Genomic DNA, 25,295 nt, shown 5'->3' on the forward strand with positions numbered 1-25,295 from the left:
GGCAGTTCAGGCAGCGGCCCTCGGGCCGCTGCCTGACGCGCTACAGTTTGTCTCTTTTTCTTCATCGGCATATCCATGGCCTTTACACCTCATGATATGCCTCGCCCACGAAATCACGGATAGGTCCGGCTCTGGCCGCCCCGGCCCTTAACGCGCTTCGCACAGACTGGGATGAACTCAAAAGCAGGGTTGTACATCGTATCGTCCGGGATATCGCCGGCGGTGAGCTTTGTCATCTCAATGATTCTCAATCCCATGTCGTACTGTGCATGGAACATGCACCGCTCACATTCGTTGTGCATTCCATTCAATAATTCGACAACAATTTCAGCCGACACAAATTTGGGGCTGCGTGCGTTTGGGCGGGCGACGATATACCGAAGACTGTTGTCACGTCCGTAAGGTGAATTATCAGAATCTCTCAATCTTCCCGCTTCTTTCGTTGTTAGCCACTCGAGAAGGCCTTTTACGCAGGCCTCCCGTGTGTGCAGGGTGCTGTGGCTTCCCGCGCCGCGCTCTTTCATGTAGTCCAGCCACGCGGCGAGGTCTCGACGATTGAGAAGCACTAGCTGTTCGTCAATGCTGAGACTCGGATATAACTGGGCACTTTCTATCCAGCGAGCAAGATACGAAAGGATGCGGCCATATAGCACAATGGTTCCCCAGCCAATGGACAACCCGGCTTCAGCGCGCAACGACCGCAACCATTGATGCATGCTTTCTATAACTGCCCCATGCGAATCAACGACGCTGTAAATCGGATAGGTGCTTTTGGCAAGCGACAAATCCAGCGTGTCACCGCTTGAAAGCACGACAACAGGCGAATCGCTGTTCTCCACTATCACAAACTGTGCTTCCATTGCGGCGTCACTCTTTGAATTCCGATGTGGTGAATCGACATCCGAAACGGGGTCCCCCAACGTCGTGACATACCACTTGTTGTTGTGCGTTCGGATGCTCGTGTGACAGTTTGTTATCCATTCATCGACCAAATATTTTGCCTACAAAGTATCACGTTGCTCGGGGAGCTTTGGGGCTGTACGGGCGCCGCCAAAAAGTTAACGCTGTTAATTTGGTCACCAAGCATGATTCAATTTTCGACTTTGAGGGGTTTGGAGGGCTAATCCTAAAAAGTTTTCATCATTCCAATGTGTTCGCTAGGATTGCGTTTTTGATTTCGTTGTGCAAATTGTTTTTACTTAATGAGGTGGGCTTTTCAATTAGTGTTGGTTTGATTAGCAAGTGTAAAGCGGTGAAGTTCGACGCGTTTCTATATTCAGTACGAAGCTTGTGAGGGAATGAGAAGTTCGGGGGATGTGGAAAACACGTTCGGGCAACGTTGACCTACTGGCCACGGCACCTGTGCCGGATGAGATGGTGAAGGGGAGCGGAGTGAGGTTGAGAGTCTTGACTCTTAGCCGCAAGGAGAGTCACCGGCCTTAACGCGGTTATGTAGCTCCCCCTGCTTTGTTAGAGCAAGGTTCGGAGCGAGTGCGGTTGCCGCCTGCGTAAACTGCTCTTTAAAGTTCGACCTTACCCTGAGATGGCGGCTCGAGTCGCCCTCCGGCGAATAGCGACTGGTGAAATGGCCAAAAAAAATGGTTCCGAAAAACAAGCTGGCTAGTGCGGTGTTTCTACCTGCGAAGTCGAGGAAAACGGTCAAAGATGGTACTTATGTTTTGGTTCGGTAAACACATCTACGAGAACCAGCTCGACATGCTGCAGCGCCAGCTCACGCGCGAGCCTTACGACAGCCCGCGGCTCGAGATTGCCGAGCGCGTGCCGGAATACGCGAAGACGGGCGTCTACGCGCCCGAGTGGCTGGAACTGATCGAACCGTCCGATTTCTCGCTCGTCGGCTACCGCCACCATGAGCCGCTGACCGCACCGATGGCGGTCTGATCGAGCTGCCCGGGCCGCGCGGATGCATTGATCCGCGTCCCGTGGAAAATGGCCCGACCGGTTGATCCCGGTCGGGCCTTTTTGTTTCACGTTTGCGGCGCTTACTGGCGATGCCGCTCTTCGTGACCGCCTGGCGGCGGGTTGCTCGGATGAGGCGCCTCGACGTGCGGCGCCGGTTGCGGCCGCGGTTCCATGCGCGGTGCGGGCATCGACGGACGCGGTTCCATGCGTGGCGCAGGCTGCGGCCGAGGCTCCATGCGCGGCGCCTGCGGTTGCGGGCGCGGCATGTCATGCACGACGGGGGCCGGCGGACGGTACTCGTTCACACGGGGCGGCGCGACTTCGCGATGCGGCGCCGGTTGTGCGAATTCGGCGTGCGGTTGCGGCGCAGGTGCCGCCCGTTCCGGTTGCGATTGCCCATGCTGGGCCGGCGACTGGAAATCGGGGCGCGGACGCGGCTGCGGAATCTGCGCGGTGTTGTCGAGCCGCGGTTGGGGCAGGGCGCGGGGCGCTTCGTTCCGGCTGCCGGGCTGCGCGCCCTGCGGAGTGGGCGCGCCTCCAGGATGTGGTACCGCCGCGCTTCGCACGGGCGGCAGCGCATTCTGTCCCGCCGCGTGAAGCGCGGTCGGCGGCGCAGGGCGTTGACGCTCCATCGGCGTGTGCGGCTGCATCCACGCGGGTGACGGCGTTTCGGCCGCGTGTGCATTGCCGATGCCCGCCGGACCGTTGTTCGCGACCGGCGGATGCGGGACGCCGTTACCGGGGCCGAATGCCTGATGCGGCACCGGGTTGCCGGGCGCCTGCGGCATGCCGCCGTTGGCGAAATGCGCTGCGTTGGGGGTTTCGCCGTTCGCCGGCCGCGCGACATTCGGCATGCCCGGCATCGGCATGCCCGGCATCGGTGTGCCAGGCCGCCCGGCCTGCACGGCGGCCGGCTGGCCTTCGCGAGGCGCGCGAGCCGGTTGCACGACGGGGCCGTGCGGATTCACGAGCTGCACGTTGCGCATCGCCCATGCGCCGCCGTCCGGCTTGCCCGGAATGCGGACCGGGCGAGCCGTATAGTCGGCCGGCACGTTCGTCTTCACGACAGGTGCGCCGGCACCCGGTACGCGCCCGCCTTGCTGCGCGAGGTGGGCCGCCGCCTGATCGCGATACGCGGCCGGCACGGCGGGATTGCGCGTCGCGACGTACGGGTGCTGGGCAATCGCGGCAGGCGGACGGTAGCTCGCGTTGCGCAGCCCGCCCGTGAAGCTCTGGCGCACCGGTGCAATGCCCGGTGTCCCCGGCGTGACGTGCGCGTTGCGCCATTGTTGCGGATCGATGTGCTGCGAGAAGTGCGCGACCGGCTGGCCGTGCACGAACGCGGAGGCCGGTACGGCAGTGATCGCGTGCGGCGCGCGGAAGTTCACGTACGTCTTGTTGATGTTGGTGACATTGGTGATGTTCGTCACGTTCACGGTCTTGTTCACGTTGACGTTGTTCACCACGACGTTGCGGTTCACGCGGTCGTAGTAGTGCGGGCTCCAGCCGCCCCAGCCCGGATGCCACGGTTCGCCCGGGCCGAGCGCGAACCACGCGCAGCCGGCCGCGGCGACGCCACCCACCGTGAGCGCGACACTCCAGTCGGGGCCGCCGCCACCGCCGACGAACGCGACGAGTGCCGGCGCATAGGCCGGCGGCTGGCTGACGACCAGCGGGCCCGGTACCCAGGCCCAGCTATCGTCCACGTATGCCCAGCGGCCGTAGTGATACGGTGCGAAACCCCACGGCGCGTCGTCGACCCACGTCCAGCCCCACGGTGCCTGCCAGATCCAGTGGCCGTCGTGATACGGCGCCCAGTCGGCCGGCGTGTCGTTCGGCACCCAGACCTGGCCGTAGTTCGGGGTTTCGCGCCACGTGCCGTTCGCGTCGAGATCCTGGTAGCCGGGGATGTCGCGGGACACATAGCGGGCCGATACCGAGCGCTCCTCGGCCGCGTCGCGGCTGGCGGCCCACTGGTCGAGCGGATCGGGGCCCGGGGCGGCGGATTGCTGCGCGACCTGCAGGTCGGTGCCCGTGAACACGACCTGCTGCCCGGGCGACAGCGGGTACTGGCCGTTGCTGCCGTAGACAGTCGCACTGCCGCTGCGCACCGTGACCGTCGTGCTCGCACCGTTCGGCGCGACGTCGACGCGATAGTCGCCGGGGCCCGTGATGCCGAGCGCGAGATTAGGCGTGTCGATTTCGTACGATCCGCCGGCCGGCAGATCGCGCACGTGCGTCGATACGGTGCCGAGCCCCACTTTCAGCTGAGTCGTCGTGTCGTCCAGGTTCAGCACCGACAGACTCGTCGATTCACCGAGCCGCACCGCGGTCGAGCCGATATGCAGTTCCGAGCGCGCACCGGCATCGTTCCAGAGCTGGTCGCCGGTCGTCAGCGGCCGGTTCACGGCGGCGTACGACCACGTATCGGTGCCGGCCGGTTCGGTCGTCACGGCGCCCGACAGATAATTGAGCCGCGCGACACGGCTGGGTGGATCGCCGCCCGGTTGCCGTGCGGCGGCCGCATAGGGCGGCGCGCCGGCCGATTGCGCGAATGCGGGGGGCAGTGCCGCAAGCGCGACGAACGCGACCAGCGTGCAGCGGGCGGTTCGCTTGAGCGTGAACAGGGTGGCCATGGTGAGCGTCTTCGTCATTGTCGCGGCGCGTCGATTCGTGCCGTTGAGTTCACAATATCCGCTCGGCCTGTTTCAATGCTCGGTGTTTTGTAAGTCGAATGGCACGCGATGTAACAAAACCTGTCGATCGCGCGCCGTTGTCGTGCAGACGCAATCCAGGCGTCAAGCGGACGTAAGCCACTCGTCGAAAATCTGCTGTCCGGGCACTGTGACGCGCAGCACGCGCGGCCGTGCGGCGCGCTCGATCCAGCCGTGCGCGCAGAAGCGCTCGAGCAGCGCCGCACCGAGTGCGCCGCCGAGATGCGAGCGCCGTTCGCTCCAGTCGAGGCAGCCGCATGCGAAGCGGCGCCGGCGCGTGCGCTGCTGCGCGACGTCGATGCCCCATTGCGCGAGCGCCTGGGTGCCGAGCTCGGTGGTTTCGATCGCATCGCCGTCGGCAAGCAGCCAGCCGCGCGCGGTGAGACCGTCGAAGATGCGCACCGCGAGTTCGCCGGCCATGTGGTCGTAGCAGGTGCGCGCATAGCGCAACTCGGCCGGGACCGTGCGGGACGGCGCCGGTACCGGGCGATGCGGCGCGGCTGCGCGGGCGACGTTCGCGAGCGCCTCGAGCGATGCGGCGATGTCGGCCGATGCGATGCGGTAGTAGCGGTGCCGGCCACGCACGTCGAGCGCGAGCAGGCCGCCCTCGGTCAAGCGCGCGAGATGGGCGCTTGCGGCGGACGGCGACAGCCCCGCGATCATCGTCAGCTCGCCTGCCGGTCGCGCGCTGCCGTCCATCAGCACCCACAGCATCGCGGCGCGCCCCGGGTCGGCGATCAGCGAGCCGATGCGGCTCAGGCCCGGAAAGTGATGGTCGTCTGGGTCAGTCATCGTCGTGTCTCGTCAGGCGGGATGACCTTCAGTGTAGTGGGCGCGCGCATTCGATGTTTCGCTTTTGGCTGAAATGTCGGATGCACTGGCTCGGGCGTCGGCGATGCGGCGGACCCGGGCCGCGGCCGCTTGCGGGGCGCGCGTAGAATGGCCGAAAGCGGCCGCAGCGGGCGGCCGCACGTGACACGATGCAATGATGAAGACGATTTTCTGTTTGCTGGCGGCCGCGCTCGTCTGCGCGGCCTGTGCGCAGGGTGGTGCGGGCGCGTCCGGCGAGCGCGGCGGCAGCATCGAGATGTACGGAACGATCGATCAGGGCATCACGGTGCGCCGCTGACCGAGGCGGTCGTGCGCGCGCTGGGCCCATCGCCGGAAGCCGCGCCACACGGGGCGCCCCGCGACGCGTTGCCGCAGTGCAACGTATAATGGCCCGATTACAGCGCCCCTGCCGCCTGGAGCCAACAAGATGTCCCAACCGTCCGCCGTACCGGCCGCCCTCGACCGCACCGAAACCGTATTCCGCTTCCTCGCCGAGCCGTCGTCCGTGAACTTCGGCGGCAAGGTGCACGGCGGCGCGCTGATGAAGTGGATCGACGAGGTCGCGTATGCATGCGCGGCCGTCTGGTCGAGCCGCTATTGCGTGACGGTCAGCGTCGGCAACATCCGTTTCCAGCGTCCGATCATGGTCGGCAATCTGGTCGAGCTGAAGGCGCGCGTCGTCGCGACGGGCCGCACCAGCATGCACATCCATGTGTCCGTGCATGCCGGCGATCCGAAGGGCGGCATGCTGCGCCAGACGACCGATTGCCTCGTCGTGTTCGTCGCGGTCGACGAAAACGGCAACCCGGTGCCGGTGCCGCCGTTCGTGCCCGAGACCGACGAGCAGAAGGTGCTCGCGAAATATGCGGCCGACGTGCGGGCCGCGCTCGACAAGATCGTCGAGATGAAACCGGAAGAAGTCGCGAAGGGCGCGGTCTGACCGCCGCGGGCGCCGCGCATCGCGCCGCGCCCGCCATCCTGCCTCTTCCTGCCGTTACTGCGACCCGATCATCTGCTCGGGACGTACCCACGCATCGAATTCCGCCTCGGTCAGGTAGCCGAGCGCGAGCGCGGCCGCCTTCAGCGTCGTGCCTTCCTTGTGCGCTTTCTTCGCGATCTGCGCCGACTTGTCGTAGCCGATGTGCGGATTGAGCGCCGTCACCAGCATCAGCGATTCGTTCAGCAGCAGGTCGATCCGCGAGCGGTTCGGCTCGATGCCCACCGCGCAGTGGTCGTTGAAGCTCTGCGCGCCGTCGGCGAGCAGCCGCACCGACTGCAGCACGTTGTGCGCGATCATCGGCCGGAACACGTTCAGCTCGAAATTGCCGCTCGCGCCACCGACGTTGACCGCGACGTCGTTGCCGAACACCTGGCAGCACAGCATCGTCACGGCTTCGGACTGCGTCGGGTTCACCTTGCCCGGCATGATCGAGCTGCCCGGCTCGTTTTCAGGAATCGACAGTTCGCCGAGCCCGCAGCGCGGCCCGCTCGCGAGCCAGCGGACATCGTTCGCGATCTTCATCAGCCCGGCCGCGACCGTTTTCAGCGCGCCGTGAGCGAACACCAGCGCGTCGGCCGCTGCCATTACCTCGAACTTGCTCGGCGCCGTCACGAACGGCAGCTTCGCGAGCCGTCCGATTTCATCGGCGACGCGCACCGCGAACTCCGGATGCGCGTTCAGCCCCGTACCGACCGCGGTGCCGCCGAGCGCGAGTTCGTACAGGTGCGGCAACGCCGATTCGACGTGACGGATGCCCTGGTCGAGCTGCGCGACGTAACCGGAAAACTCCTGGCCGAGCGTGAGCGGCGTCGCGTCCTGCAGGTGCGTGCGGCCGATCTTCACGATGTCGGCGAACGCCTTCGACTTCGCATCGAGCGTCGTGCGCAGCGTGCGCAGCGCGGGCAGCAGGTGGTTGACGATCGCGTACGCGGCCGCGACGTGCATCGCGGTCGGGAAGACGTCGTTCGACGACTGGCCGCGGTTCACGTCGTCGTTCGGATGAACCTTGCGCGCTTCGCCGCGCTCGCCGCCCATCAGTTCGCTCGCGCGATTCGCGATCACCTCGTTGAGGTTCATGTTGGTCTGCGTGCCGGAGCCCGTCTGCCACACGGCGAGCGGGAATTCGCGCGGATGCTTGCCGGCGATGATCTCGTCGGCAGCGTCGATGATCGCGCGCGCCTTGTCGTCGGCCAGCACGCCGAGCGACTGGTTCACGGCCGCCGCGGCGCGCTTGACGATCGCGAGCGCGTGGATCAGCTCGGGCGACTGCTTCTCGGTCGAGATCCGGAAATTCTGCAGCGAGCGCTCGGTCTGCGCGCCCCAGAGCCGGTCGGCCGGCACGGCGATCTCGCCGAACGTATCGCGTTCCATCCGAACTGCTTCGTTCATGATCCACTCCTCCAGAAAAGGGGAAAGGCCGCGCGTGGTCGCGCGGCATCAGACGTAATCAGACGTATCGTGAGGCAGTTGCGCCGCTTGCGCGGCGTCTTGAGATCTTCAGCCGACAAGCATAGCGCCGGCCCGGATTTCGCGTCTTGTCGCGTTCAGCGCGGCGACGTCACGAGCGACGCGCTTTTCAGATGAAAGCGCCACGCCATCAGCACGGCCACGCTGGCGAGTCCGGCCGCGAGGCCCCACCAGAGGCCGCGGGCGCCGAGGCCCACATGGAACGCGAACCAGTAGCCGGTCGGAAAACCGATGCCCCAGTAGCCGAGGGTGGCCGCGAGCATCGGGATGCGCGTGTCCTTCAGACCGCGCAGCGCACCCGACGCGACGGTCTGCGCGCCGTCGACGATCTGGAACACCGCGGCGATGCCGAGCAGCGACGCGGCGAGCGACACGGTGGCCGCGTTGGCCGGATCGTCGAGGTTCAGGTACAGGCCGACGATCGCATGCGGCGCGACGATCAGCACGATGCCCGACAGCGTCATGAACGCGACACCGAGGCCGAGCGCGACGAAGCCGGCATGCCGCGCGGCGACGGGCGCCCCTGCGCCGACCCAGTAACCGACCCGCACGTTGGCGGCCTGGCCGATCGCGAGCGGCACCATGAACGCCACCGACGCGACGTTCAGCGCGATCTGGTGTGCGGCCAGCGACGTCGCGCCGAGCACGCCGATCGTCAGGCCGGTCGCGAGAAACAGCGTCGACTCGACCCCATACGTGATCGCGACGGGCCAGCCGATGCCGATCAGCTCGCCCATCATCGGCAGCTTCGGGCGGGCGGCCGTGACGAAATGACGGAAGCGCTGCCGGCCGTGCAGCAGCCAGATCAGGGCGAATGCGGTGAGCCAGATCGTGATCGTCGTCGCGACCGCTGAACCGAGGAAACCCAGGCGCGGCAGCCCGAACGCGCCGTGGATCAGCCCGTAGTTCAGCACGCCGTTCACGCCGACGCCGCCGATCGACACCCACAGCAGCCGGCGCGCCGCGCCGATCGCCGGCAGGAACGCGCGCATCAGCCCGACGCCGATCAGGCTGCCGAGCGCGGCGAAGCGCAGGATGCCCGTGTATTCGCCGACGTGATGGGCGAGCAACGGCGGCTCGTGGAACATCAGCAGGATCGGTTCGGACAGCGACAGCGCGATGATGGCCGGAATCGCGAGCAGCACGGACAGCGCGAAGCCGGTCCAGTAGATGTGCGGGACGCGCTCGTCGGCCTTGGCGCCGCGCGCATGCGCGACGCTGACGCTGACCGACGACAGCACGCCTTGCAGCACGGTCACGATGACGAAGAAGAAGTTCGCGCCGAGCCCGCCCGCCGCGAGCGAATCGGGGCCGAGCGAGCCGAGCAGCACCGTGTCGGTGACGCTCATCGCCATCTGCGAGAGCTGCGCGATCGCGAGCGGCGCGGCAAGGCGCGCGGTATCGGCGGCATGACTGGACAGGGACGGCGGTGCGGCGGCCGTCCGTGTGAGACCGGAATGCGACATGGAATGGGCGCTCGCGCGGGTGCGGGCCCGCGCTATATGTATTTATTTTGAGAGACGGCTAGCTTACGGCTTTATTCGAACGGTGTCGAACGCGCGCGCCGATGGCCATGTCGCAGGCAGGGGGAACCGTCGGCCCTAGGCTTCGCGCACGGCAATGCGCGTGTCGCCGAGCAGGACGACCTGGCCCGCGCGGATCTTGCAGGTCTTGCGGAGTTCGACCGCGCCGTCGACTTTCACCGCGCCGGACGCGACGATCAGCTTCGCGGTGCCGCCGCTGTCCGCGAGGCCGGTGATCTTGAGGAGGTTGTGCAGCTCGACGTATTCGCCGGTCAGCGTGAAATCCAGATTGGGCATGACGAAGAAGGTGCGCAAAGCGCGGGAGGAATCGCCTCGCATCATACGGCACCGCGGGCCGGCGCGCGAGCGCGGCCGGCTGCGGCACGCAGTTGTTAGGGAGTGTGAGCCATTCGTCAGCAAATGAAACGGTGGGTAACAGTCTGAGAGATTCGAGAACCGGCCGCGCGGGCCGCGGGTCTTCTGTCGTACCTGCTGCGTGTTGTGGCGGGGGACGCAACGGATCGCATCGCTGCGGTTCGGGCGCACAACTTCCTGAGGAGAATTGCCATGTCCAAGATTCGTACGATGCTGATCGGTGCCGCGTTGACGGCGTTCGCCACTTCGGCCGCATTTGCCCAGACGGGTGCGGCGGTGCAGGGTGCAGCCGGTGCCGGCGTACAGGCGCAGACGCCGGCGGCCGGTGCCGGCATGCAGGGCGGTGCAGGCGCGAATGCGTCGGGCAATGCGGCCGGCGGTGCAACCGATGCAGTCGGCGCGGCAGCCGATGGCGCGAAGGACTCGACGTCGTCGGCCGTCCATTCGGCCAAGAAGCATACGAAGCATGCCGCGAAGTCGGCCAAGAGCCATGCCGGCTCGGCCAAGGCGAAGGCCGGCGAAGCAACCGAAGGCGGTGCGTCGGTCGGCGCCGAGGGCGGTGCATCGGCCCAGGGCGCCACGCAGTAAGGGGCGGCCATCCGACGGCCCGGTTCGCGTGGCGCGAACCGGGCTGCTTTCATTTGTCGATACGATCGGCGCGCCGTTACGGCCGCCGTTGGCTTTGCCCTTGGCCCGGCTGACCCTGCGCCGGACGCGCCGCCGTCGGGGTGAATACGTTGCGCAGCCACGCGGCGAGCCGGGCGAAGACGTCGTACGGTTCCTCGACGAAGATCTCCGGCTTCAGCAGCCGCAGGTACTCCATGATCTGCTGCGCTTCCTGCTTCTGGAACGAGCCGTGCGCGAGCCCGAGCCGCAGCAGCCCGCGCAGTTCGCCGAGCTTGTCGCGCGCGGTGCTGCCGACGCTCATCTCGCATGCGAGCTTGGCCTCGTAGACCCGTTGTCGCAGCGATTCCGCGAGCCGCCAGGCAGGCGTCTGCATCAGTTCCTCGAGCGTCTGGATGTCTTGCGCGGCCCCCTTGATCTGCGAGGCGAGCGGATCGATCAGCGACGGGTCGGCCTGCGCTTCGGCGACGATCGCTTTCGCCCAGTCGCGGCAAGCCTTCGCGAGTTCGTCGGGGGTCCATTCGGAGCGCGACGCGAAGCCGAAGCCGAATTCGCCGGCCTGTCGCATCAGGATCGCGACGACGTCCGGAAATTCCTTGTCGAGCGTGCGTTTTGCCCACGCGTACTGGCCGCCCTGCAGCATTCGCTGCACTGCGTGTTCGGTCAGCGGCACCATGTTGTCGAGCAGCTTGGCGCGCAGGAAATCCTCGAACGACGGCGTCGCGAACTGCGGGTCGAGTTTCAGCGACACGCGGACGAACGCGTCATAGTCCTTGCGTAGGGACTCGAGTGTGTCGTCCTTGAGGGAAAGGGTGATCTGGCCCATGAATCGTCTCGATGGCGGCCCGTGCAAGCCGGCGGCCGGCACGGCGCACCGGGACGGGCGCAGCGTCGACTGACCGGTGCGCGCCGAGGCCGGTGGCGGGTATTCATTCCCTATATCGGCGTGCCGGGCGGAAACTTGAGCGCGCGCGACCGAGCGTTTGCTCAGGCGGGCAGCCAGTGGGGCAGCACGACCCCTTGCCAGAAAAAGAATACCGCGAGCCCCACCGCGATCGTCACGAGCGGGCGGCGGGTGGCGGCCGACACGAGCACGGCGGCGAGCGCGCCGACGAGCTGTGGATTGCGCCAGGTCAGCTCGGCGGTGCCGCCGTGCGGCGAGACGACCATCGGCACGATGATCGCGGTCAGCACGGTGACGGGCACGAAGCCGAGCGCGGTTCGCACGAGCGGCGGGAAGGTCAGGCGCTCGCCGAACAGGAACAGCGTCGAGCGGATCGCGTAAGTGATGACGGCCATCCCGAGGATCAGCAGCGCGTAGCTCACGATGCAGCCTCCGTGCGCGAGCCGGCGCGCGTGCGTTCGTGCCGCAACGTGAGCGCGACGCCGACCGCGACGCCGGCGGCGACCGCGCCGAGCAGCCCCAGCTTGTACGGCCAGCCCTGCCAGAAGTAGGCGAGCGTGCCGGCCGTCACGGCCGCCGCGAAATAGCGCAGCGTGCCGAGTTGCGGGACGACGATCGCGATGAAGGTCGCCGCCATCGCGAAGTCGAGGCCGAGCGACTGCAGGCCCGGGAATGCCGCGCCGAAGCCGATGCCCGCGAGCGTCCAGACCTGCCAGTTCAGGTACATCGCGAGCCCCGAGCCGAAGAAGTAGTGGGGGCCGATCGCGCCCGGCGGGAAATGCCGGTAGTGCGCATAGGCGACCGCGAACACCTCATCGGTCATCAGTGCGCCGAGCGTCGCACGCCAGCGCAGCGGCAGGTGGGCGACATAAGGCGCGAGCGTCGCGCTGTACAACAGGTGTCGCAGGTTCACGATCAGCGTGGTCGCGAGCACGACGACGAAGCTCGCGCTGCCCGCGATCAGGCCGAGCGCGATGAACTGCGCGGAGCCCGCGAACACGGCGAGCGACATCAGTGCGCCATGCCATGCGGCGAGCGGGCCGCCGCCCACGAGCGTGCCGAAAATCACGCCGAACGGGGCGGCGCCGATCATCATCGGGATCGTGTCGCGCGCACCGTCGAGCCATTCGTTCAATGGGCGGTGGGCAGGCGATGCGGGTATCGGATTCAAAGGGTGCTCCTCCATGAACGGGAGGATAGCGAGCAGGGGGCGTGCCGGCTTGTATGTTCTTGCGCTTGCGGGAGGGCGGTATCGCGGTGGCGGGGCGGACGCTGCGCGTCAACTCGCCTGCCAGCGCCCGGGCGGCACGCCGAACATGCGTTTGAAATGCCGGGTGAAGTGGCTTTGGTCGACGAAGCCGCTGGCCGCCGCGACGTCGGCGACGGGCACGCCCGCGCGCAGCGGCGCCAGCGCGCGCTGCAAGCGTAACTGGTTGCGCCACGCATGCGGCGGCATGCCGGTCGTGCGGGTGAACAAGCGCGCCGCATGGAACGGCGACAGGCCGGCCGCCTGCGCGACTTCGTCGAGCGTCACCGTGCACACGAGGTCGGCGGCAAGCCGCTCGCGCATGACGTCGACGCGCGGTTCGTCCGCCGCGAGCGGCGCCGGTCGCGGCTGTGCGTCGGCATGGCGCACGATCAGCGTCGACAACGCATCGAGCATCGCCGTTTCGGCGGCGAGCGGATCGTAGGCGCGCGGTGCGCCGCTCGCCGGATCATGCGCCGGCTGCCCGTGCGTCTGCAAGGTCAGTGCGCGTTCGCTGCCGGCCTCCATCATCCGGTGCGCCAGCGTGAGCCGGGCTGCAAGATCGGCGTCGCGAATCACGTCGGGCGCAAACCACGGCGCGTCCTGCGGGCGGCCGGCGATCGAACAGGTGAGTTCGCGAATGAAGTCGACCGGAATGTAGCTGACGCGATAGCACCAGCCTTCATCGGCCGCGCGCGACCCCGTATGCACCTCGCCGGGATTGATGACGGGCACGGAGCCGGTCTCGGCGACATAGCCGTTGCCGCGATAGGTGAAGCGCTCCGCACCTTCGAGAATCACGGGGATCGTGTACGCGTCGTGCCAGTGGGGGGCGAACGCATGATCGCGATAGGTGGCCGTGAGGAGGTCCGCGTCCGGCAGCAGCGGCGTGCGCCAGTAGCGTGCGGAGTCGGGAAGGCGGGTGGCGGACATGATCGGGCGCGGGAGCGGTCGAATCGACAGTGTATCGCTCGCGCGCCCGGCAGGCGCGGGCTTTACTTGACCGGAATCGTCGTGCCGGCCGGCATCGGTACCGCGGTGACGGCGTTCTTCGGGCTGCCGCTCACGATGCGGTCGCTGTAGGTCAGGTAGACGATCGTGTTGCGCTTGGTGTCGACCACGCGCACGACGTGCAGGGTCTTGAAGATGAACGACATGCGCTCGCTGAACACGTCGGTCTGCTGCTTGAGCGGCTCCTTGAAGCTGATCGGGCCGACCTGCCGGCATGCGATCGACGCTTCGCTCGGATCCTCGGCGACGCCGAGCGTGCCCTTGATCCCGCCGGTGCGGGCGCGCGACACGTAGCAGGTCACGCCGTTCACGATCGGATCGTCATACGCCTCGACGACCACGCGATCGGAGCCCGTGACGCGGAAATGGGTGTTGACGCTGCCGACTTCCTCCGCGTGCGCGAGCGGCGCCGCGGCGAACGCGGAAAGCAGGAGGGCGAAGGGGGCTGAGCGGAGTAGGCGATGCTTCATCGACGGAACCGGATGCGAATGCGGGACAGTGACTCTAGCATGCGCGCGACCGGACGATGAAAGCCGAATGGCAGGCCGGAAAAACAAAAGGCCCGTCGAATGACGGGCCTTTCGCTATTTGGCTCCCCGACCTGGGCTCGAACCAGGGACCTACGGATTAACAGTCCGGCGCTCTACCGACTGAGCTATCGGGGAATAAATCGGTACATCTGCATGCGTGTTTGTCTACCAGCAAAAAGCCCGTCCACTTTCAACGGGCCTTTGCGTTTTTGGCTCCCCGACCTGGGCTCGAACCAGGGACCTACGGATTAACAGTCCGGCGCTCTACCGACTGAGCTATCGGGGAACAAACAACAACAGCAGAGAAACGAGATTATATGGAGCGTTGATCAGGTCGTCAATACTTTTGAGCCGCGGCGCACAAAAAAATTTCTGCGGCCGCTGCGCGATCAGCGCTCGAGCAGGTGCAGCTTGTCCTGCACGTCCTTCCACTCGTCCGCGTCGGCGGGTGCCGGCTTGGTCTTCGTGATCGACGGCCAGTCCTTCGCCAGCTCGGCGTTCAGCGCGGTGAACTGCTGCTGGTCGCCCGGAACGTCTTCTTCGGCATAGATCGCATTGGTCGGGCACTCGGCGACGCACACGGCGCAGTCGATGCACTCGTCCGGATCGATGGCGAGAAAGTTGGGACCTTCACGGAAGCAATCCACCGGGCACACATCCACGCAGTCCGTGTATTTGCACTTGATGCAGCCTTCGGTCACAACGTGAGTCATTAAAACGCTCCTGCTTGGCGGTATATATGGGGTGGCGTTTGCGCCAAAACCGGCATTGTAACTGAAGCGCAAAACCCGCATGGCGTGGTCGGCTATCCGGCTTATATCGTTTCGTGATTAGTTTATGGGGCCCGCCACGGGGCGCCGAAGGGACACCCCAGCGGCAGTGCGTGCCCGATACGCCGGAACGGGCAGTGCGACCGGAGCGGGGGGCGGCAGGCGGTTTCACGATGGTCCGGCCCGCATTCGGGTAACATGGCCGACAGACCGGGCGGCGCGCGGTGCGCCGGGGCCCGGTCACGATATTGGCGCTGCCGTCATCATGATCATCACTTCGCTGCTCGACACGGATCTCTACAAGTTCACGATGATGCAGGTCGTCCTGCATCACTTCCCCGCTGCAAGCGTCGAATACCGTTTCCGGTGCCGCACGCCCGGCGTCGATCTCGTGCCGTACATCGACGAGATCCGCGACGAGGTGCGCGGCCTGTGCGCGCTGCGTTTTTCCGACGTCGAACTCGACTACCTGCGGCGGATGCGCTTCATCAAGAGCGATTTCGTCGACTTCCTCGCGCTGTTCCACCTCAACGAGAAGTACATCTCGATCACGCCGTCGCCGAAGGGCAACGGTGAAATCGACATCGAGATCACGGGGCCGTGGCTGCACACGATCCTGTTCGAGATCCCGGTGCTCGCGATCGTCAACGAGGTGTATTTCCGCAATACCCAGCGCGAGCCCGACTATCGCGAAGGCCGCGAGCGGCTGCGCGAGAAGATCAAGCTGCTCGGTGCGAAGCCCGAATTCGCCGACTGCAAGATCGCCGACTACGGCACGCGCCGGCGCTTCTCGAAGGTCTGGCACGAGGAGGTCGCGCTCACGCTGCGCGACGGCCTCGGCCCGCAGTTCGCGGGCACCAGCAACGTGCTGTATGCGATGAAGCACGGCATCACGCCGCTCGGCACGATGGCGCACGAGTACCTGCAGGCCTGCCAGGCACTCGGCCCGCGGCTGCGCGATTCGCAGATCTACGGCTTCGAGATGTGGGCGAAGGAATACCGCGGCGACCTCGGGATCGCGCTGTCTGACGTCTACGGGATGGATGCATTCCTGAACGACTTCGACATGTACTTCTGCAAGCTGTTCGACGGCGCGCGCCACGATTCGGGCGATCCGTTCGAATGGGGCGAGCGGATGCTGCGTCATTACGAGATGAACCGCTGCGACCCGCGGACCAAGGTGCTCGTGTTCTCGGACGCACTCGACATCCCGAAGGTCATGCAGTTGTACGAACGTTTCCGCGGCCGCTGCAAGCTCGCGTTCGGCGTCGGCACGAACCTCACCAACGATCTCGGCTACGTGCCGCTGCAGATCGTGATCAAGATGGTCCGCTGCAACGGCCAGCCGGTCGCGAAGCTGTCGGATTCGCCGGGCAAGAGCATGTGCGACGACAAGGCGTATCTCGCCTACCTGCGCCAGGTGTTCGGCATCGCGCAGCCGGTCGAGGAAGACGCGTCGAAGTAAGCGTCGGCCGAACGGCCAAAACCGCGCGGCGGCGAGGGCGGCCGGTATAATCCGACGGTATCGCCCGCCAACGTCACGAGGACCGTTCATGGACACTTCCGCTGCCCGTCGCCAGATCCTCGCGCGCATTCGCGCGGCGCAGGGGCGTGCGGCCGAACCCGATGCGGCCGAGCGCGACGGCGTTGCCGATTATCTCGCCCGTCATCCGGAGGGCCCGCGCCCGCCGGCGCCGGCCGATCTGGTCGCTGCATTCGTCGACGAAGCCGTACGCCTGTCGACGACGGTCGACGAAGTCGCGACGCTTGCCGACGTACCGGCCGCCGCGGCTCGCTACCTTAGCGCTCACGGCCTGCCGACGCAGGCCGTCGCGTGGCGCACGCTGGCCGATTTCGACTGGGCGGGCGCAGGCCTGTCGGTCGAATGCCGCAAGCCGCGCGACGGCGATCTGGTCGGCCTCACCGGCTGCTTTTGCGCGACTGCCGAAACGGGCTCGCTGGTGCTGCTGTCCGGTCCGGACACCTATGCGTCGGCCGGCCTGCTGCCGGAAACGCACATCGCGATCGTTCCCGCGTCGCGGATCGTCGCCGGTCACGAAGACGCCTTTGCGCTGATCCGCTCGGAGCGCGGCGAATTGCCGCGCGCGGTCAACTTTGTGTCGGGCCCGTCGCGCACGGGCGATATCGAGCAGACCATCGTACTGGGCGCGCACGGCCCGTACCGCGTTCACGTGATCGTCGTACGGGGCGCATGACGCGCCCGCTGCATCCACTACCACTCGAACAAGGAAGTTCTGCATGAAACGACATGCCGCCTGGGCGGGCATGGCGTCGGCGATCGCGCTTGGCGCCATCCCCGCGCTTGCATCGGCCGCAACGCTCGACGGTGCCACGCTGTCCGCTCTCTGGGGCATCCCGTTCGCCGGGATCCTGCTGTCCATCGCACTGTTCCCGCTCGTCGCCCCCGTGTTCTGGCATCACCACTTCGGCAAGATCGCGGCCGGGTGGGCGGTCGTGTTCCTGGTCCCGTTCGCGTTCGCGTTCGGCGCGGGCACCGCGTTCGGCACGCTCGTGCATGCGCTGCTCGAGGAATATATCCCCTTCATCGTGCTGCTCACCGCGCTCTATACGGTCGCGGGCGGCATCTGCGTGAACGGCAACCTGCACGGCACGCCGAAGCTGAACACCGCGATCCTCGCGCTCGGCACGCTGCTCGCCAGCGTGATGGGCACGACGGGTGCGGCGATGCTGCTGATCCGGCCGCTGCTGCGCGCCAACGACAACCGCAAGCATGTCGTGCACGTCGTGATCTTCTTCATCTTCCTCGTCGCGAACGCGGGCGGCTCGCTGTCGCCGCTCGGCGATCCGCCGCTGTTCCTCGGTTTCCTGAATGGCGTGAGCTTCTTCTGGACGACCACGCACCTCGCACTGCCGATGCTGTTCATCTGCGCGGTGCTGCTGACGCTGTTCTTCGCGCTCGATACGTACTTCTACCGGAAGGGCGGCGAGGAGCGGCCAGCCGTGCTCGACCCGACGCCCGACAGCGACCGGCTGTCGATCGACGGCAAGATCAATTTCGTGCTGCTCGCGGCCGTGATCGGCCTGGTGCTGATGAGCGGCGTGTGGAAGCCAGGCATCACGTTCGACGTGTGGGGCACGCACGTGGCGTTGCAGAACCTCGTGCGCGACGTCGCGCTCGTGGGCGTGACGCTCGCGTCGCTCGCGCTGACGCCGCGTTCCGCGCGCGAGGGCAACGCGTTCAACTGGGCGCCGATCGAGGAAGTCGCGAAGCTGTTCGCGGGAATCTTCGTGACGATCGCGCCGGTGATCGTGATCCTGCGCGCCGGTGCCGACGGCGCATTCGCGCAGATCGTCCATCTCGTCACGGGGCCGGACGGCAAGCCGATCGACGCGATGTACTTCTGGGCGACCGGCATCCTGTCGTCGTTCCTCGACAACGCACCGACCTATCTCGTGTTCTTCAACCTCGCGGGCGGCGATGCGCAGTCGCTGATGACGACCGGTGCGTCGACGCTCGCCGCGATTTCCGCGGGCGCGGTGTTCATGGGCGCGAACAGCTATATCGGCAATGCGCCGAACTTCATGGTGAAGGCGATCGCCGAATCGCGCGGCGTGAAGATGCCGAGCTTCTTCGCGTATCTCGGCTGGGCGCTGGTCGTGCTGATACCGGTATTCCTGCTCACGTCGTGGATCTTCTTCACGGCGTAAGCTGACGATTTTCAACCTGGAGCGGGTGATTCCAGTGGCGCATGGCGCGCCGCGATCCGCCCGCGGCATGCGGAGATGGCGATGCAGAAGATCCTGGTCGCGCGTCCGATCTTTCCGGACGTGATCGAGCGACTCCAGCAGTATTTCGACGTCGACTGGAACAACGGCGACGCACTCGCTCCCGATGCGCTTGCCGCGCGTCTGGCCGACAAGGACGGTGCGCTGACCGCCGGCGATCCGGTCGGCGCGGCGGAACTCGCGGCAGCGCCGCGCCTGCGCGTCGTGGCGAACATGGCGGTCGGCTACAACAATTTCGACATGGCCGCGTTCAACGCGGCGAACGTGCTCGGCACCAACACGCCCGACGTGCTGAACGAGTCGACCGCCGATTTCGGCTGGGCGCTGATGATGGCCGCGGCCCGCCGGATCGCCGAATCCGAACACTGGCTGCGCGCCGGCCACTGGCAGAAGTGGGCGTACGACGGTTTCCTCGGCAGCGACATCTACGGCTCGACGCTCGGCGTCATCGGGATGGGGCGCATCGGCCAGGCGCTCGCGCGCCGCGCGCGCGGCTTCGGGATGCAGGTGATCTATCACAACCGGTCGCGGGTCGCGCCCGAGATCGAGGCCGAACTCAATGCCGAATACGTGTCGAAGGACGCGCTGCTTGCCCGCGCCGATCACGTCGTGCTCGTGCTGCCGTACACGAAGGAGAACCATCACACGATCGGCGCGGCCGAGCTCGCGAAGATGAAGCCCACCGCGACGCTGACCAACATCGCGCGCGGCGGGATCGTCGACGACGCGGCGCTGGCCGTCGCGCTGCTCGACGGGACGATCGCCGCGGCCGGCCTCGATGTGTACGAAGGCGAGCCGACGGTCCATCCGGCACTGCTCAAGGTGCCGAACGTCGTGCTGACGCCGCATATCGCAAGCGCGACCGAAAAGACGCGCCGCGCGATGGCGAACCTCGCCGCCGACAACCTGATCGCCGCGCTGGGCGAAGGGCCGCGCGCAGGGCAGCCGCCGAATCCGATCAACCCTGACGTGATCGGGAAGCCGCGCGCATGACGATGACGTTGTTGCTTGCGGCGGTCGTCGTGCTGGCCGTCGCGCTTGCGGTGGCGATCGTCGCGCTCGTGCGTGGCGGCGGCCGCCACGACGATGCGGCGATACTCGGCGACCAGATCGAGGACACCGCGCATGCGCAGGCGCGCGCAGTCGAGCGGCTCGAACGCGAATTGCGCGGCGAGATCGTCGAGAACGCGCGCGGCTCGCGCACCGAGCTGGCCGGCAGCTTCGCGCAGCTTCAGCAGACGCTCGCCGCACAACTGACGAGCGTCGCGACCGTGCAGAACAACCAGATCGAGGGTTTTGCACAGCAGCTCGGCAAGCTCGTCGCCGGCAACGCGCAGCAGTTCGACGCGATGCGCGAAAGCATGCAGCGCCAGGCGCAGCAGGCGCGCGAGGAGCAGACGGGCGCGCTCAGGCTGTTCGGCGACACGTTGCACCGGCAGCTCACGCAACTGACCGAAGCGAACGACCGCCGGATCGGCGAGGTGCGCGCGACGCTCGAACAGCGGCTGAAGGAAATCGAGACGAACAACGCGGCGAAGCTCGAGGAGATGCGCCGCACCGTCGACGAGAAACTGCACGCGACGCTCGAGCAGCGGCTCGGCGAATCGTTCAAGCTCGTGTCGGACCGGCTCGAGCAGGTGCATCGCGGGCTCGGCGAGATGCAGACGCTCGCGGCGGGCGTTGGCGACCTGAAGAAGGTGCTGACCAACGTGAAGACGCGCGGCACCTGGGGCGAAGTGCAGCTCGAGGCGCTGCTCGAACAGATGCTGACGCCCGAGCAGTACGCGAAGAACGTCGCGACGGTGCCGAAGAGCAGCGAGCGCGTCGAGTTCGCGATCCGGCTACCGGGGCGCGAGGCCGGCACCCGCGACGCGCCACCCGTATGGTTGCCGATCGATGCGAAATTCCCGCGCGAGGACTACGAGCGGCTGATCGACGCGCAGGAGCGTGCCGATGCGGTGGCGGTCGAGGAAGCGGCCCGCGCGCTCGAGGCGCGCGTGCGGCTGGAGGCGCGCACGATCGCCGAGAAGTACGTCGCGCCGCCGCACACGACCGATTTCGCGCTGCTGTTCCTGCCGACCGAAGGGCTCTATGCGGAGATCCTGCGCCGCCCGGGGCTGACCGACCTGTTGCAGCGCGACTATCGCGTGACGGTCGCCGGCCCGACGACGCTCACCGCACTGTTGAACAGCCTGCAGATGGGGTTCCGTACGCTCGCGATCGAGCAGCGGTCGAGCGAGGTGTGGCAGGTGCTCGGGGCGGTGAAGACGGAGTTCGGCAAGTTCGGCGACGTGCTCGCGCGCACGAAGTCGCAGCTCGAAACGGTCACGCGCTCGATCGAAGCCGCCGAGCAGCGCACGCGCGTGATGAACCGCAAGCTGAAGCAGGTCGAGGCGCTACCGGGCGATACGGCGGCAGGGCTGCTCGGTGCGGAAGGGGCCGACGGTGCCGATGCGGACGACGCATGACGCACATGGCCGACATCGGCTGGAAAGCAAAAACGGGCGCCGCGGCGCCCGTTTTCTTTTGACGCGATGGCCGGCGTGGCCGGCTCGCGGTCAATGCCCGGCGAGCGTATCCAGTGCGTCGCCCGTGACGCGAACGATGCGCCAGTCGGGCAGCACGGTTGCGCCCATCTTTTCGTAGAAATCGATCGCCGGCTGGTTCCAGTCGAGGACCGACCATTCGAAGCGTCCGCAACGGCGCTCGACGGCCAACGCAGCGAGGTGACGCAGCATCGCGGTGCCGAGGCCCGTGCCGCGCTGCGACGGCCGCACGTAGAGGTCCTCGAGATAGAGGCCGCGACGGCCGAGGAACGTCGAGTAATTGTGGAAGAACAACGCATACGCGACGATCGCGCCGTCGTGCTCGGCCACCCGTGCCTCGGCGGCAGGCTGCTCGCCGAACAGCGCGTCGGCGAGATCGGCCTCCGTCGCGACGAACAGGTGTGCGAGCTTCTCGAATTCGGCCAGCTCGCGCATCAGCGCGAGGATCGCGCCGACGTCGCGTGCGTGGGCCGCGCGGATCAGCGGTGTGCCGCTCACGCTTCTTCCGGCGGGTCGGACAGCACGATCTCGATGCCGCCGAAGCGCGATGCGACCCAGTTGTATGCGTGGCACGCGATCCACAGCAGCACGAAGCCGAGGATGGCGTTCAGCAGCAGCGCGCTCAGGATCGTGCTCAGTTCGACCATCCCGTAGCGGACGTACGCGACGAGAATGCCGAGCAGCACGATCGGTACGCTGAACGTCAGGTAGACGAGGATCAGCGCTTTTGCGGTCTGTCCCGCGGCGATCGACGAAATTTGTTTCTTCATGTGCGGATTGCCCCCGTAGAGATATACCGATAGTGGAATTCAGATCAGGCCGTCGAGCGGCAGGATGTCGACCGGGGTGCCCGCGTCGACTGCCGCGGTATCGTGGCCCAGGACGATGAAACAGTTGGCGGCCGAGAGGCCGCTCAGCGACGCGGAACTCTGCGAGCCGGCCGGTGCGACGTGCCAGCGGCCGTCGGCGGCGCGCGTCGCGATGCCGCGCAGGTAGTCGGTGCGGCCCGGGCGCGTCTTCAGCGCTTGCGTGCTGAGTGCGGTATGCATCGCCGGCGGCTGCGCTTGCGCGCCGGCCAGCGTCAGCAGCGCGGGGCGCACGATCGCGTAGAACGTCACGGCAGACGCGACCGGGTTGCCGGGCAGCCCGAAGAACAGTGCGTATCCGGCGCCTTCGGCCGCGCTCGCGAGCGTGCCGCACGCGAGCGGCCGGCCGGGACGCAGCGCGAGGCTGGCGAACGTCACGTCGCCGAGGCGTGCCATGACGTCGCGCGTGAAGTCGGCCTCGCCGACCGATACGCCACCCGACGTGATCACCGCGTCGGCCTGTGCGGCGACCGCGCTGCGCAAGGCGGCTTCGAGCGCGGCCGGGTCGTCACGGACGAGCCCGAGATCGACCGCGTCGACATGCAGCCTTTCGAGCATCGCGATCAGCATCCCGCGGTTGCTGTCGTACAGTGCGCCGGGGCCGAGCGGCTCGCCGGGCTCGCGCAGTTCGTCGCCGGTGGAGAACACGGCGACGCGCACGCGCCGGCGCACCGCAACTTCGGTGATGCCGAACGACGCGAGCAGGCCGAGATCGGACGGCCGCAGGATGCGGCCTGCGGCAAGCGCGCACGCGCCGCGCGCGAGATCCTCGCCGGCCTTGCGGCAGTTCGCGCCGCGTGCGATGTCGTGCGCGGCGAAGTGGATCGTGTCGCCGTCGACGCGCACGCGTTCCTGCGGAATCACCGTGTCGCAGCCGGCCGGCATCGGCGCGCCCGTCATGATGCGCACGCATGATCCGGCCGCCACGGCGCCGTCGAACGGATGGCCGGCGAGCGCGGTGCCGGTGACCGCCAGCGTGACCTCCGCTTGCGGCGATGCGTGCGTGCCCATCCTGCCGTCGAACGCATAGCCGTCCATCGCCGAGTTGTCGTACGCGGGAATGTCGAACGGGGCGTTCACGTCGGCCGCGAGCACGCGGTCGAGTGCCTCGCGCAGCGTCACCGTGTCACACGCGTCGACCGGCGCCGCGAAGCGGCACGCGAGCGCCTGCGCGTCGGCGAGCGACAGCGGGGCATCGGAATCGGGTGCGTTTCGGGGGGCGGGCGAGGATTGCGTGATCATCAGTCGGACTGCGCCGCAAGGCGTATCGGGTTCGTGGCCGGTGGCGCGAGGAGGGTGCCTGGGCGCGGGTTGCGCGAGCGGCGGGCGGGAACCGCACGGGTGCCGTCAGCGGCGGGCCAGCGCGGCGAGTTCCTGCCAGGAGTTGGCATTGTAAAACGCACGCTCGTCGTGAAACTCGACTTCGACCGTCTTGTGGCGTGCGTACCACGCACGTACCTTGCGGTCGCCGGCGGCGAGCCGGGTGGCGAGATCGTCGGCCAGCGACGTGCGCAGCAGCGCGAACGTCGGCTGCGGCGAGCGCACTTGTTGTGCGTCGACGGTTACCGCCATGGCGATGTCGGCCTGCCGCGCGTCGAGCGCCGCCTGCAGCCGTGCGACGAGGTCGGCCGGCAGATAGGGTGTATCGCATGGCGAGCACGCGACGAGCGGCGCGCGTGCCGCCCGCATGCCGGCGAGCAGGCCGGCGAGCGGGCCGGGGAAGTCGGGTGTTCCGTCCGCGACGATGCGCGCGTCGAATGGCGCACCGAGTTCGGCGTAGCGATCGGCATGGCGATTCGCGCTGATCAGCGTCTCGTCGACCTGCGGCGAGAGCCGGCGCAGCACGTGCAGCGCGAGCGGCGTGCCGTCGAGCAACTGCAGGCCCTTGTCGACGCCGTCCATGCGGGTGGCACGCCCGCCTGCGAGCAGCAGGCCGGCAATCGTGGGAGCGGCGGAAGCGGGCATCGTAAGCGGGCGGGATGGGCAGCGTGCGTCAGCCGCCGATATACGACATCTCGACCCGCTTGCCGGCGCCGTCGGGCAAGGCGTCGGCCGACGCGCTGCCGCGCAGCTGCGAATAACGGTCGGTGCGGGCCTGCCAGATGCGGGCGATCGCGGTCGCGATCTCGGCGTCGCTCGCGCCGCCGCGCACGAGGGCGCGCAGGTCGTGGCCGGTCGACGCGAACAGGCACAGGTACAGCTTGCCTTCGGTCGACAGCCGCGCGCGCGTGCAGTCGCCGCAGAAGGCCTGCGTGACGCTGGAAATCACGCCGATCTCGCCGCCGCCGTCCGCATAGCCCCAGCGCTGTGCGGTTTCTGCCGCCGTGTGCGGATCGAGCGGCACGAGCGGGAAGTGTTCGGCGATCCGTGCGATGACGTCGGCCGATGGCAGCACCTCGGTCATGTTCCAGCCGTTCGACGTGCCGACGTCCATGTATTCGATGAAGCGCAGGATCACGCCGGTACCGCGGAAACGCTCGGCCATCGGCAGGATCTCGCTGTCGTTGGTGCCGCGCTTCACGACCATGTTGACCTTGACCGGTGCGAGCCCCGCGGCCTGGGCCGCGAAGATGCCGTCGAGCACGTCGGCGCTCGCGAACTCGGCATCGTTCATGCGCTTGAACAACGTATCGTCGAGCGCGTCGAGGCTGACCGTCACGCGGGTGAGCCCGGCGTCCTTCAGCGCGCGCGCCTTGCGTGCGAGCAGCGAACCGTTGGTCGTGAGCGTCAGGTCGAGCGGGCGGCCGTCGTGCGTGGTCAGGTGGGCGAGGCGCTCGATCAGGAATTCGAGATTCTTGCGCAGCAGCGGCTCGCCGCCCGTGATACGGATCTTCTCGACGCCATGTGCGACAAAGAGTCGCGCCACGCGTTCGATTTCCTCGTGCGTGAGCAGCGCGCTGTGCGGCAGGAACGGGTAGTCCTTGTCGAAGACGGCGCGCGGCATGCAGTACACGCAGCGGAAGTTGCAGCGATCCGTCACCGAAATGCGCAGGTCGCGCAGCGGCCTGGCGAACGTGTCGGCCAGCGTGCCGTCCGGGGCGTGCGCGACGCCGGAGACGTCCGGCATCCCGCTGACGTCGGCGAGAGGAATGATGCGTCGGGACATGTTGAAAGAAGTGCGAACCAGACCTCTATTTTAGCCGTAAGCGGCGGACGGGGCACCCGCAGCGCGGACATGAAAAAGCCCGCCGGAGGCG

Annotated in this window: 25 protein-coding genes, 2 tRNA genes and 1 pseudogene; 9 read left to right on the forward strand and 19 right to left on the reverse strand. The window is 67.1% G+C overall.

The window, feature by feature from the left end:
* Positions 1–113 precede the first annotated feature (113 nt).
* Positions 114–860, reverse strand: a complete 747-nt coding sequence (locus G3N96_RS17800) for a hypothetical protein (protein ID WP_206137975.1) — start codon at positions 858–860, stop codon at positions 114–116.
* Positions 861–1,692: 832 nt separating this feature from the next.
* Here G3N96_RS17800 and G3N96_RS17805 point away from each other — a divergent pair.
* A pseudogene (locus G3N96_RS17805) lies at positions 1,693–1,902 on the forward strand (thymidylate synthase); the annotation flags it as partial.
* A gap of 101 nt (positions 1,903–2,003) precedes the next feature.
* Here G3N96_RS17805 and G3N96_RS17810 read toward each other — a convergent pair.
* Positions 2,004–4,559 (reverse strand): DUF6600 domain-containing protein, encoded by a 2,556-nt coding sequence (locus G3N96_RS17810; RefSeq protein ID WP_206137998.1) that lies wholly within the window; start codon positions 4,557–4,559, stop codon positions 2,004–2,006.
* Between the two features lie 162 nt (positions 4,560–4,721).
* Complete coding sequence (locus G3N96_RS17815; protein WP_206137976.1) at positions 4,722–5,429, reverse strand: helix-turn-helix transcriptional regulator; 708 nt, start codon at positions 5,427–5,429, stop codon at positions 4,722–4,724.
* 196 nt (positions 5,430–5,625) lie between these two features.
* On the opposite strand from G3N96_RS17815, the gene G3N96_RS17820 reads away from it, so the two are divergent.
* Positions 5,626–5,766, forward strand: a complete 141-nt coding sequence (locus G3N96_RS17820; RefSeq protein WP_164991999.1) for a hypothetical protein — start codon at positions 5,626–5,628, stop codon at positions 5,764–5,766.
* A gap of 129 nt (positions 5,767–5,895) precedes the next feature.
* Positions 5,896–6,408, forward strand: coding sequence for an acyl-CoA thioesterase (locus G3N96_RS17825; RefSeq protein WP_124575984.1), 513 nt, complete (start codon positions 5,896–5,898; stop codon positions 6,406–6,408).
* A 54-nt stretch (positions 6,409–6,462) separates the two neighbouring features.
* On the opposite strand, the gene fumC is transcribed toward G3N96_RS17825, so the two are convergent.
* From fumC to G3N96_RS17840, 3 genes are all read right to left on the reverse strand, one after another.
* On the reverse strand, positions 6,463–7,857 hold the full coding sequence (gene fumC / locus G3N96_RS17830) for a class II fumarate hydratase (RefSeq protein ID WP_047850516.1): 1,395 nt from the start codon (positions 7,855–7,857) through the stop codon (positions 6,463–6,465).
* A gap of 155 nt (positions 7,858–8,012) precedes the next feature.
* Positions 8,013–9,401 carry a multidrug efflux MATE transporter NorM gene (gene norM / locus G3N96_RS17835; protein ID WP_206137977.1) on the reverse strand — a complete coding sequence of 463 codons (1,389 nt, stop codon included), beginning with the start codon at positions 9,399–9,401 and terminating at the stop codon, positions 8,013–8,015.
* A 135-nt stretch (positions 9,402–9,536) separates the two neighbouring features.
* Positions 9,537–9,755, reverse strand: a complete 219-nt coding sequence (locus tag G3N96_RS17840; protein ID WP_006486208.1) for an RNA-binding S4 domain-containing protein — start codon at positions 9,753–9,755, stop codon at positions 9,537–9,539.
* Positions 9,756–10,025: 270 nt separating this feature from the next.
* Between G3N96_RS17840 and G3N96_RS17845 the strand changes: the two genes are divergently transcribed.
* Entirely contained in the window at positions 10,026–10,421 is a 396-nt protein-coding gene (locus G3N96_RS17845) for a hypothetical protein (protein WP_206137978.1), read from the forward strand.
* A gap of 76 nt (positions 10,422–10,497) precedes the next feature.
* Here the strand turns inward: G3N96_RS17845 and G3N96_RS17850 are convergent, their stop codons facing one another.
* From G3N96_RS17850 to fdxA, 8 genes are all read right to left on the reverse strand, one after another.
* Positions 10,498–11,283, reverse strand: coding sequence for a DUF4088 family protein (locus tag G3N96_RS17850; RefSeq protein WP_206137979.1), 786 nt, complete (start codon positions 11,281–11,283; stop codon positions 10,498–10,500).
* Positions 11,284–11,444: 161 nt separating this feature from the next.
* On the reverse strand, positions 11,445–11,783 hold the full coding sequence (locus tag G3N96_RS17855; RefSeq protein ID WP_089424828.1) for an AzlD domain-containing protein: 339 nt from the start codon (positions 11,781–11,783) through the stop codon (positions 11,445–11,447).
* Positions 11,780–12,547, reverse strand: a complete 768-nt coding sequence (locus tag G3N96_RS17860; RefSeq protein WP_206137980.1) for an AzlC family ABC transporter permease — start codon at positions 12,545–12,547, stop codon at positions 11,780–11,782. The genes G3N96_RS17855 and G3N96_RS17860 overlap by 4 nt, the downstream gene beginning before the upstream one ends.
* 93 nt (positions 12,548–12,640) lie before the next feature.
* Positions 12,641–13,540, reverse strand: a complete 900-nt coding sequence (locus G3N96_RS17865; protein ID WP_206137981.1) for an AraC family transcriptional regulator — start codon at positions 13,538–13,540, stop codon at positions 12,641–12,643.
* A 62-nt stretch (positions 13,541–13,602) separates the two neighbouring features.
* The gene (locus G3N96_RS17870) at positions 13,603–14,088 is read right to left on the reverse strand and encodes a CreA family protein (protein WP_089455827.1); all 486 of its coding nucleotides are present in this window, start codon (positions 14,086–14,088) and stop codon (positions 13,603–13,605) included.
* Positions 14,089–14,207: 119 nt separating this feature from the next.
* Positions 14,208–14,283: transfer RNA gene (locus tag G3N96_RS17875), tRNA-Asn, on the reverse strand.
* Positions 14,284–14,358: 75 nt separating this feature from the next.
* Positions 14,359–14,434, reverse strand: a tRNA-Asn gene (locus G3N96_RS17880).
* Positions 14,435–14,537: 103 nt separating this feature from the next.
* A complete protein-coding gene (fdxA, locus tag G3N96_RS17885; protein WP_011351384.1) occupies positions 14,538–14,861 on the reverse strand; it encodes a ferredoxin FdxA in 324 nt (107 codons plus the stop codon).
* A gap of 322 nt (positions 14,862–15,183) precedes the next feature.
* Here fdxA and pncB point away from each other — a divergent pair, with 322 nt between their 5' ends.
* The 5 genes from pncB to rmuC all read left to right on the forward strand — a co-directional run bounded on the left by pncB (position 15,184) and on the right by rmuC (position 21,154).
* A complete protein-coding gene (gene pncB / locus G3N96_RS17890; RefSeq protein WP_089424832.1) occupies positions 15,184–16,383 on the forward strand; it encodes a nicotinate phosphoribosyltransferase in 1,200 nt (399 codons plus the stop codon).
* Between the two features lie 88 nt (positions 16,384–16,471).
* Positions 16,472–17,134 carry a lactate utilization protein C gene (locus G3N96_RS17895; protein ID WP_089424833.1) on the forward strand — a complete coding sequence of 221 codons (663 nt, stop codon included), beginning with the start codon at positions 16,472–16,474 and terminating at the stop codon, positions 17,132–17,134.
* Positions 17,135–17,177: 43 nt separating this feature from the next.
* Positions 17,178–18,608: a sodium:proton antiporter gene (locus G3N96_RS17900; protein WP_124575976.1), complete on the forward strand. Its 1,431-nt coding sequence runs from the start codon at positions 17,178–17,180 to the stop codon at positions 18,606–18,608.
* Between the two features lie 81 nt (positions 18,609–18,689).
* The gene (locus G3N96_RS17905; RefSeq protein WP_206137982.1) at positions 18,690–19,679 is read left to right on the forward strand and encodes a D-glycerate dehydrogenase; all 990 of its coding nucleotides are present in this window, start codon (positions 18,690–18,692) and stop codon (positions 19,677–19,679) included.
* Positions 19,676–21,154, forward strand: coding sequence for a DNA recombination protein RmuC (gene rmuC, locus G3N96_RS17910; protein WP_206137983.1), 1,479 nt, complete (start codon positions 19,676–19,678; stop codon positions 21,152–21,154). Before G3N96_RS17905 ends, rmuC begins: the two co-directional genes overlap by 4 nt.
* 90 nt (positions 21,155–21,244) lie before the next feature.
* On the opposite strand, the gene G3N96_RS17915 is transcribed toward rmuC, so the two are convergent.
* The 5 genes from G3N96_RS17915 to moaA form a co-directional block, all read right to left on the reverse strand.
* The gene (locus G3N96_RS17915; RefSeq protein WP_206137984.1) at positions 21,245–21,730 is read right to left on the reverse strand and encodes a GNAT family N-acetyltransferase; all 486 of its coding nucleotides are present in this window, start codon (positions 21,728–21,730) and stop codon (positions 21,245–21,247) included.
* Complete coding sequence (locus G3N96_RS17920) at positions 21,727–22,002, reverse strand: hypothetical protein (protein WP_006401288.1); 276 nt, start codon at positions 22,000–22,002, stop codon at positions 21,727–21,729. Before G3N96_RS17920 ends, G3N96_RS17915 begins: the two co-directional genes overlap by 4 nt.
* A gap of 39 nt (positions 22,003–22,041) precedes the next feature.
* Positions 22,042–23,340 (reverse strand): gephyrin-like molybdotransferase Glp, encoded by a 1,299-nt coding sequence (glp, locus tag G3N96_RS17925; RefSeq protein WP_206137985.1) that lies wholly within the window; start codon positions 23,338–23,340, stop codon positions 22,042–22,044.
* Between the two features lie 105 nt (positions 23,341–23,445).
* Positions 23,446–24,063: a molybdenum cofactor guanylyltransferase MobA gene (gene mobA, locus G3N96_RS17930; protein ID WP_124575972.1), complete on the reverse strand. Its 618-nt coding sequence runs from the start codon at positions 24,061–24,063 to the stop codon at positions 23,446–23,448.
* A 28-nt stretch (positions 24,064–24,091) separates the two neighbouring features.
* Positions 24,092–25,204, reverse strand: a complete 1,113-nt coding sequence (moaA, locus tag G3N96_RS17935; protein WP_206137986.1) for a GTP 3',8-cyclase MoaA — start codon at positions 25,202–25,204, stop codon at positions 24,092–24,094.
* Positions 25,205–25,295 lie beyond the last annotated feature (91 nt).

Source organism: Burkholderia sp. Se-20373, assembly GCF_017104705.1.
Lineage (GTDB): Bacteria > Pseudomonadota > Gammaproteobacteria > Burkholderiales > Burkholderiaceae > Burkholderia.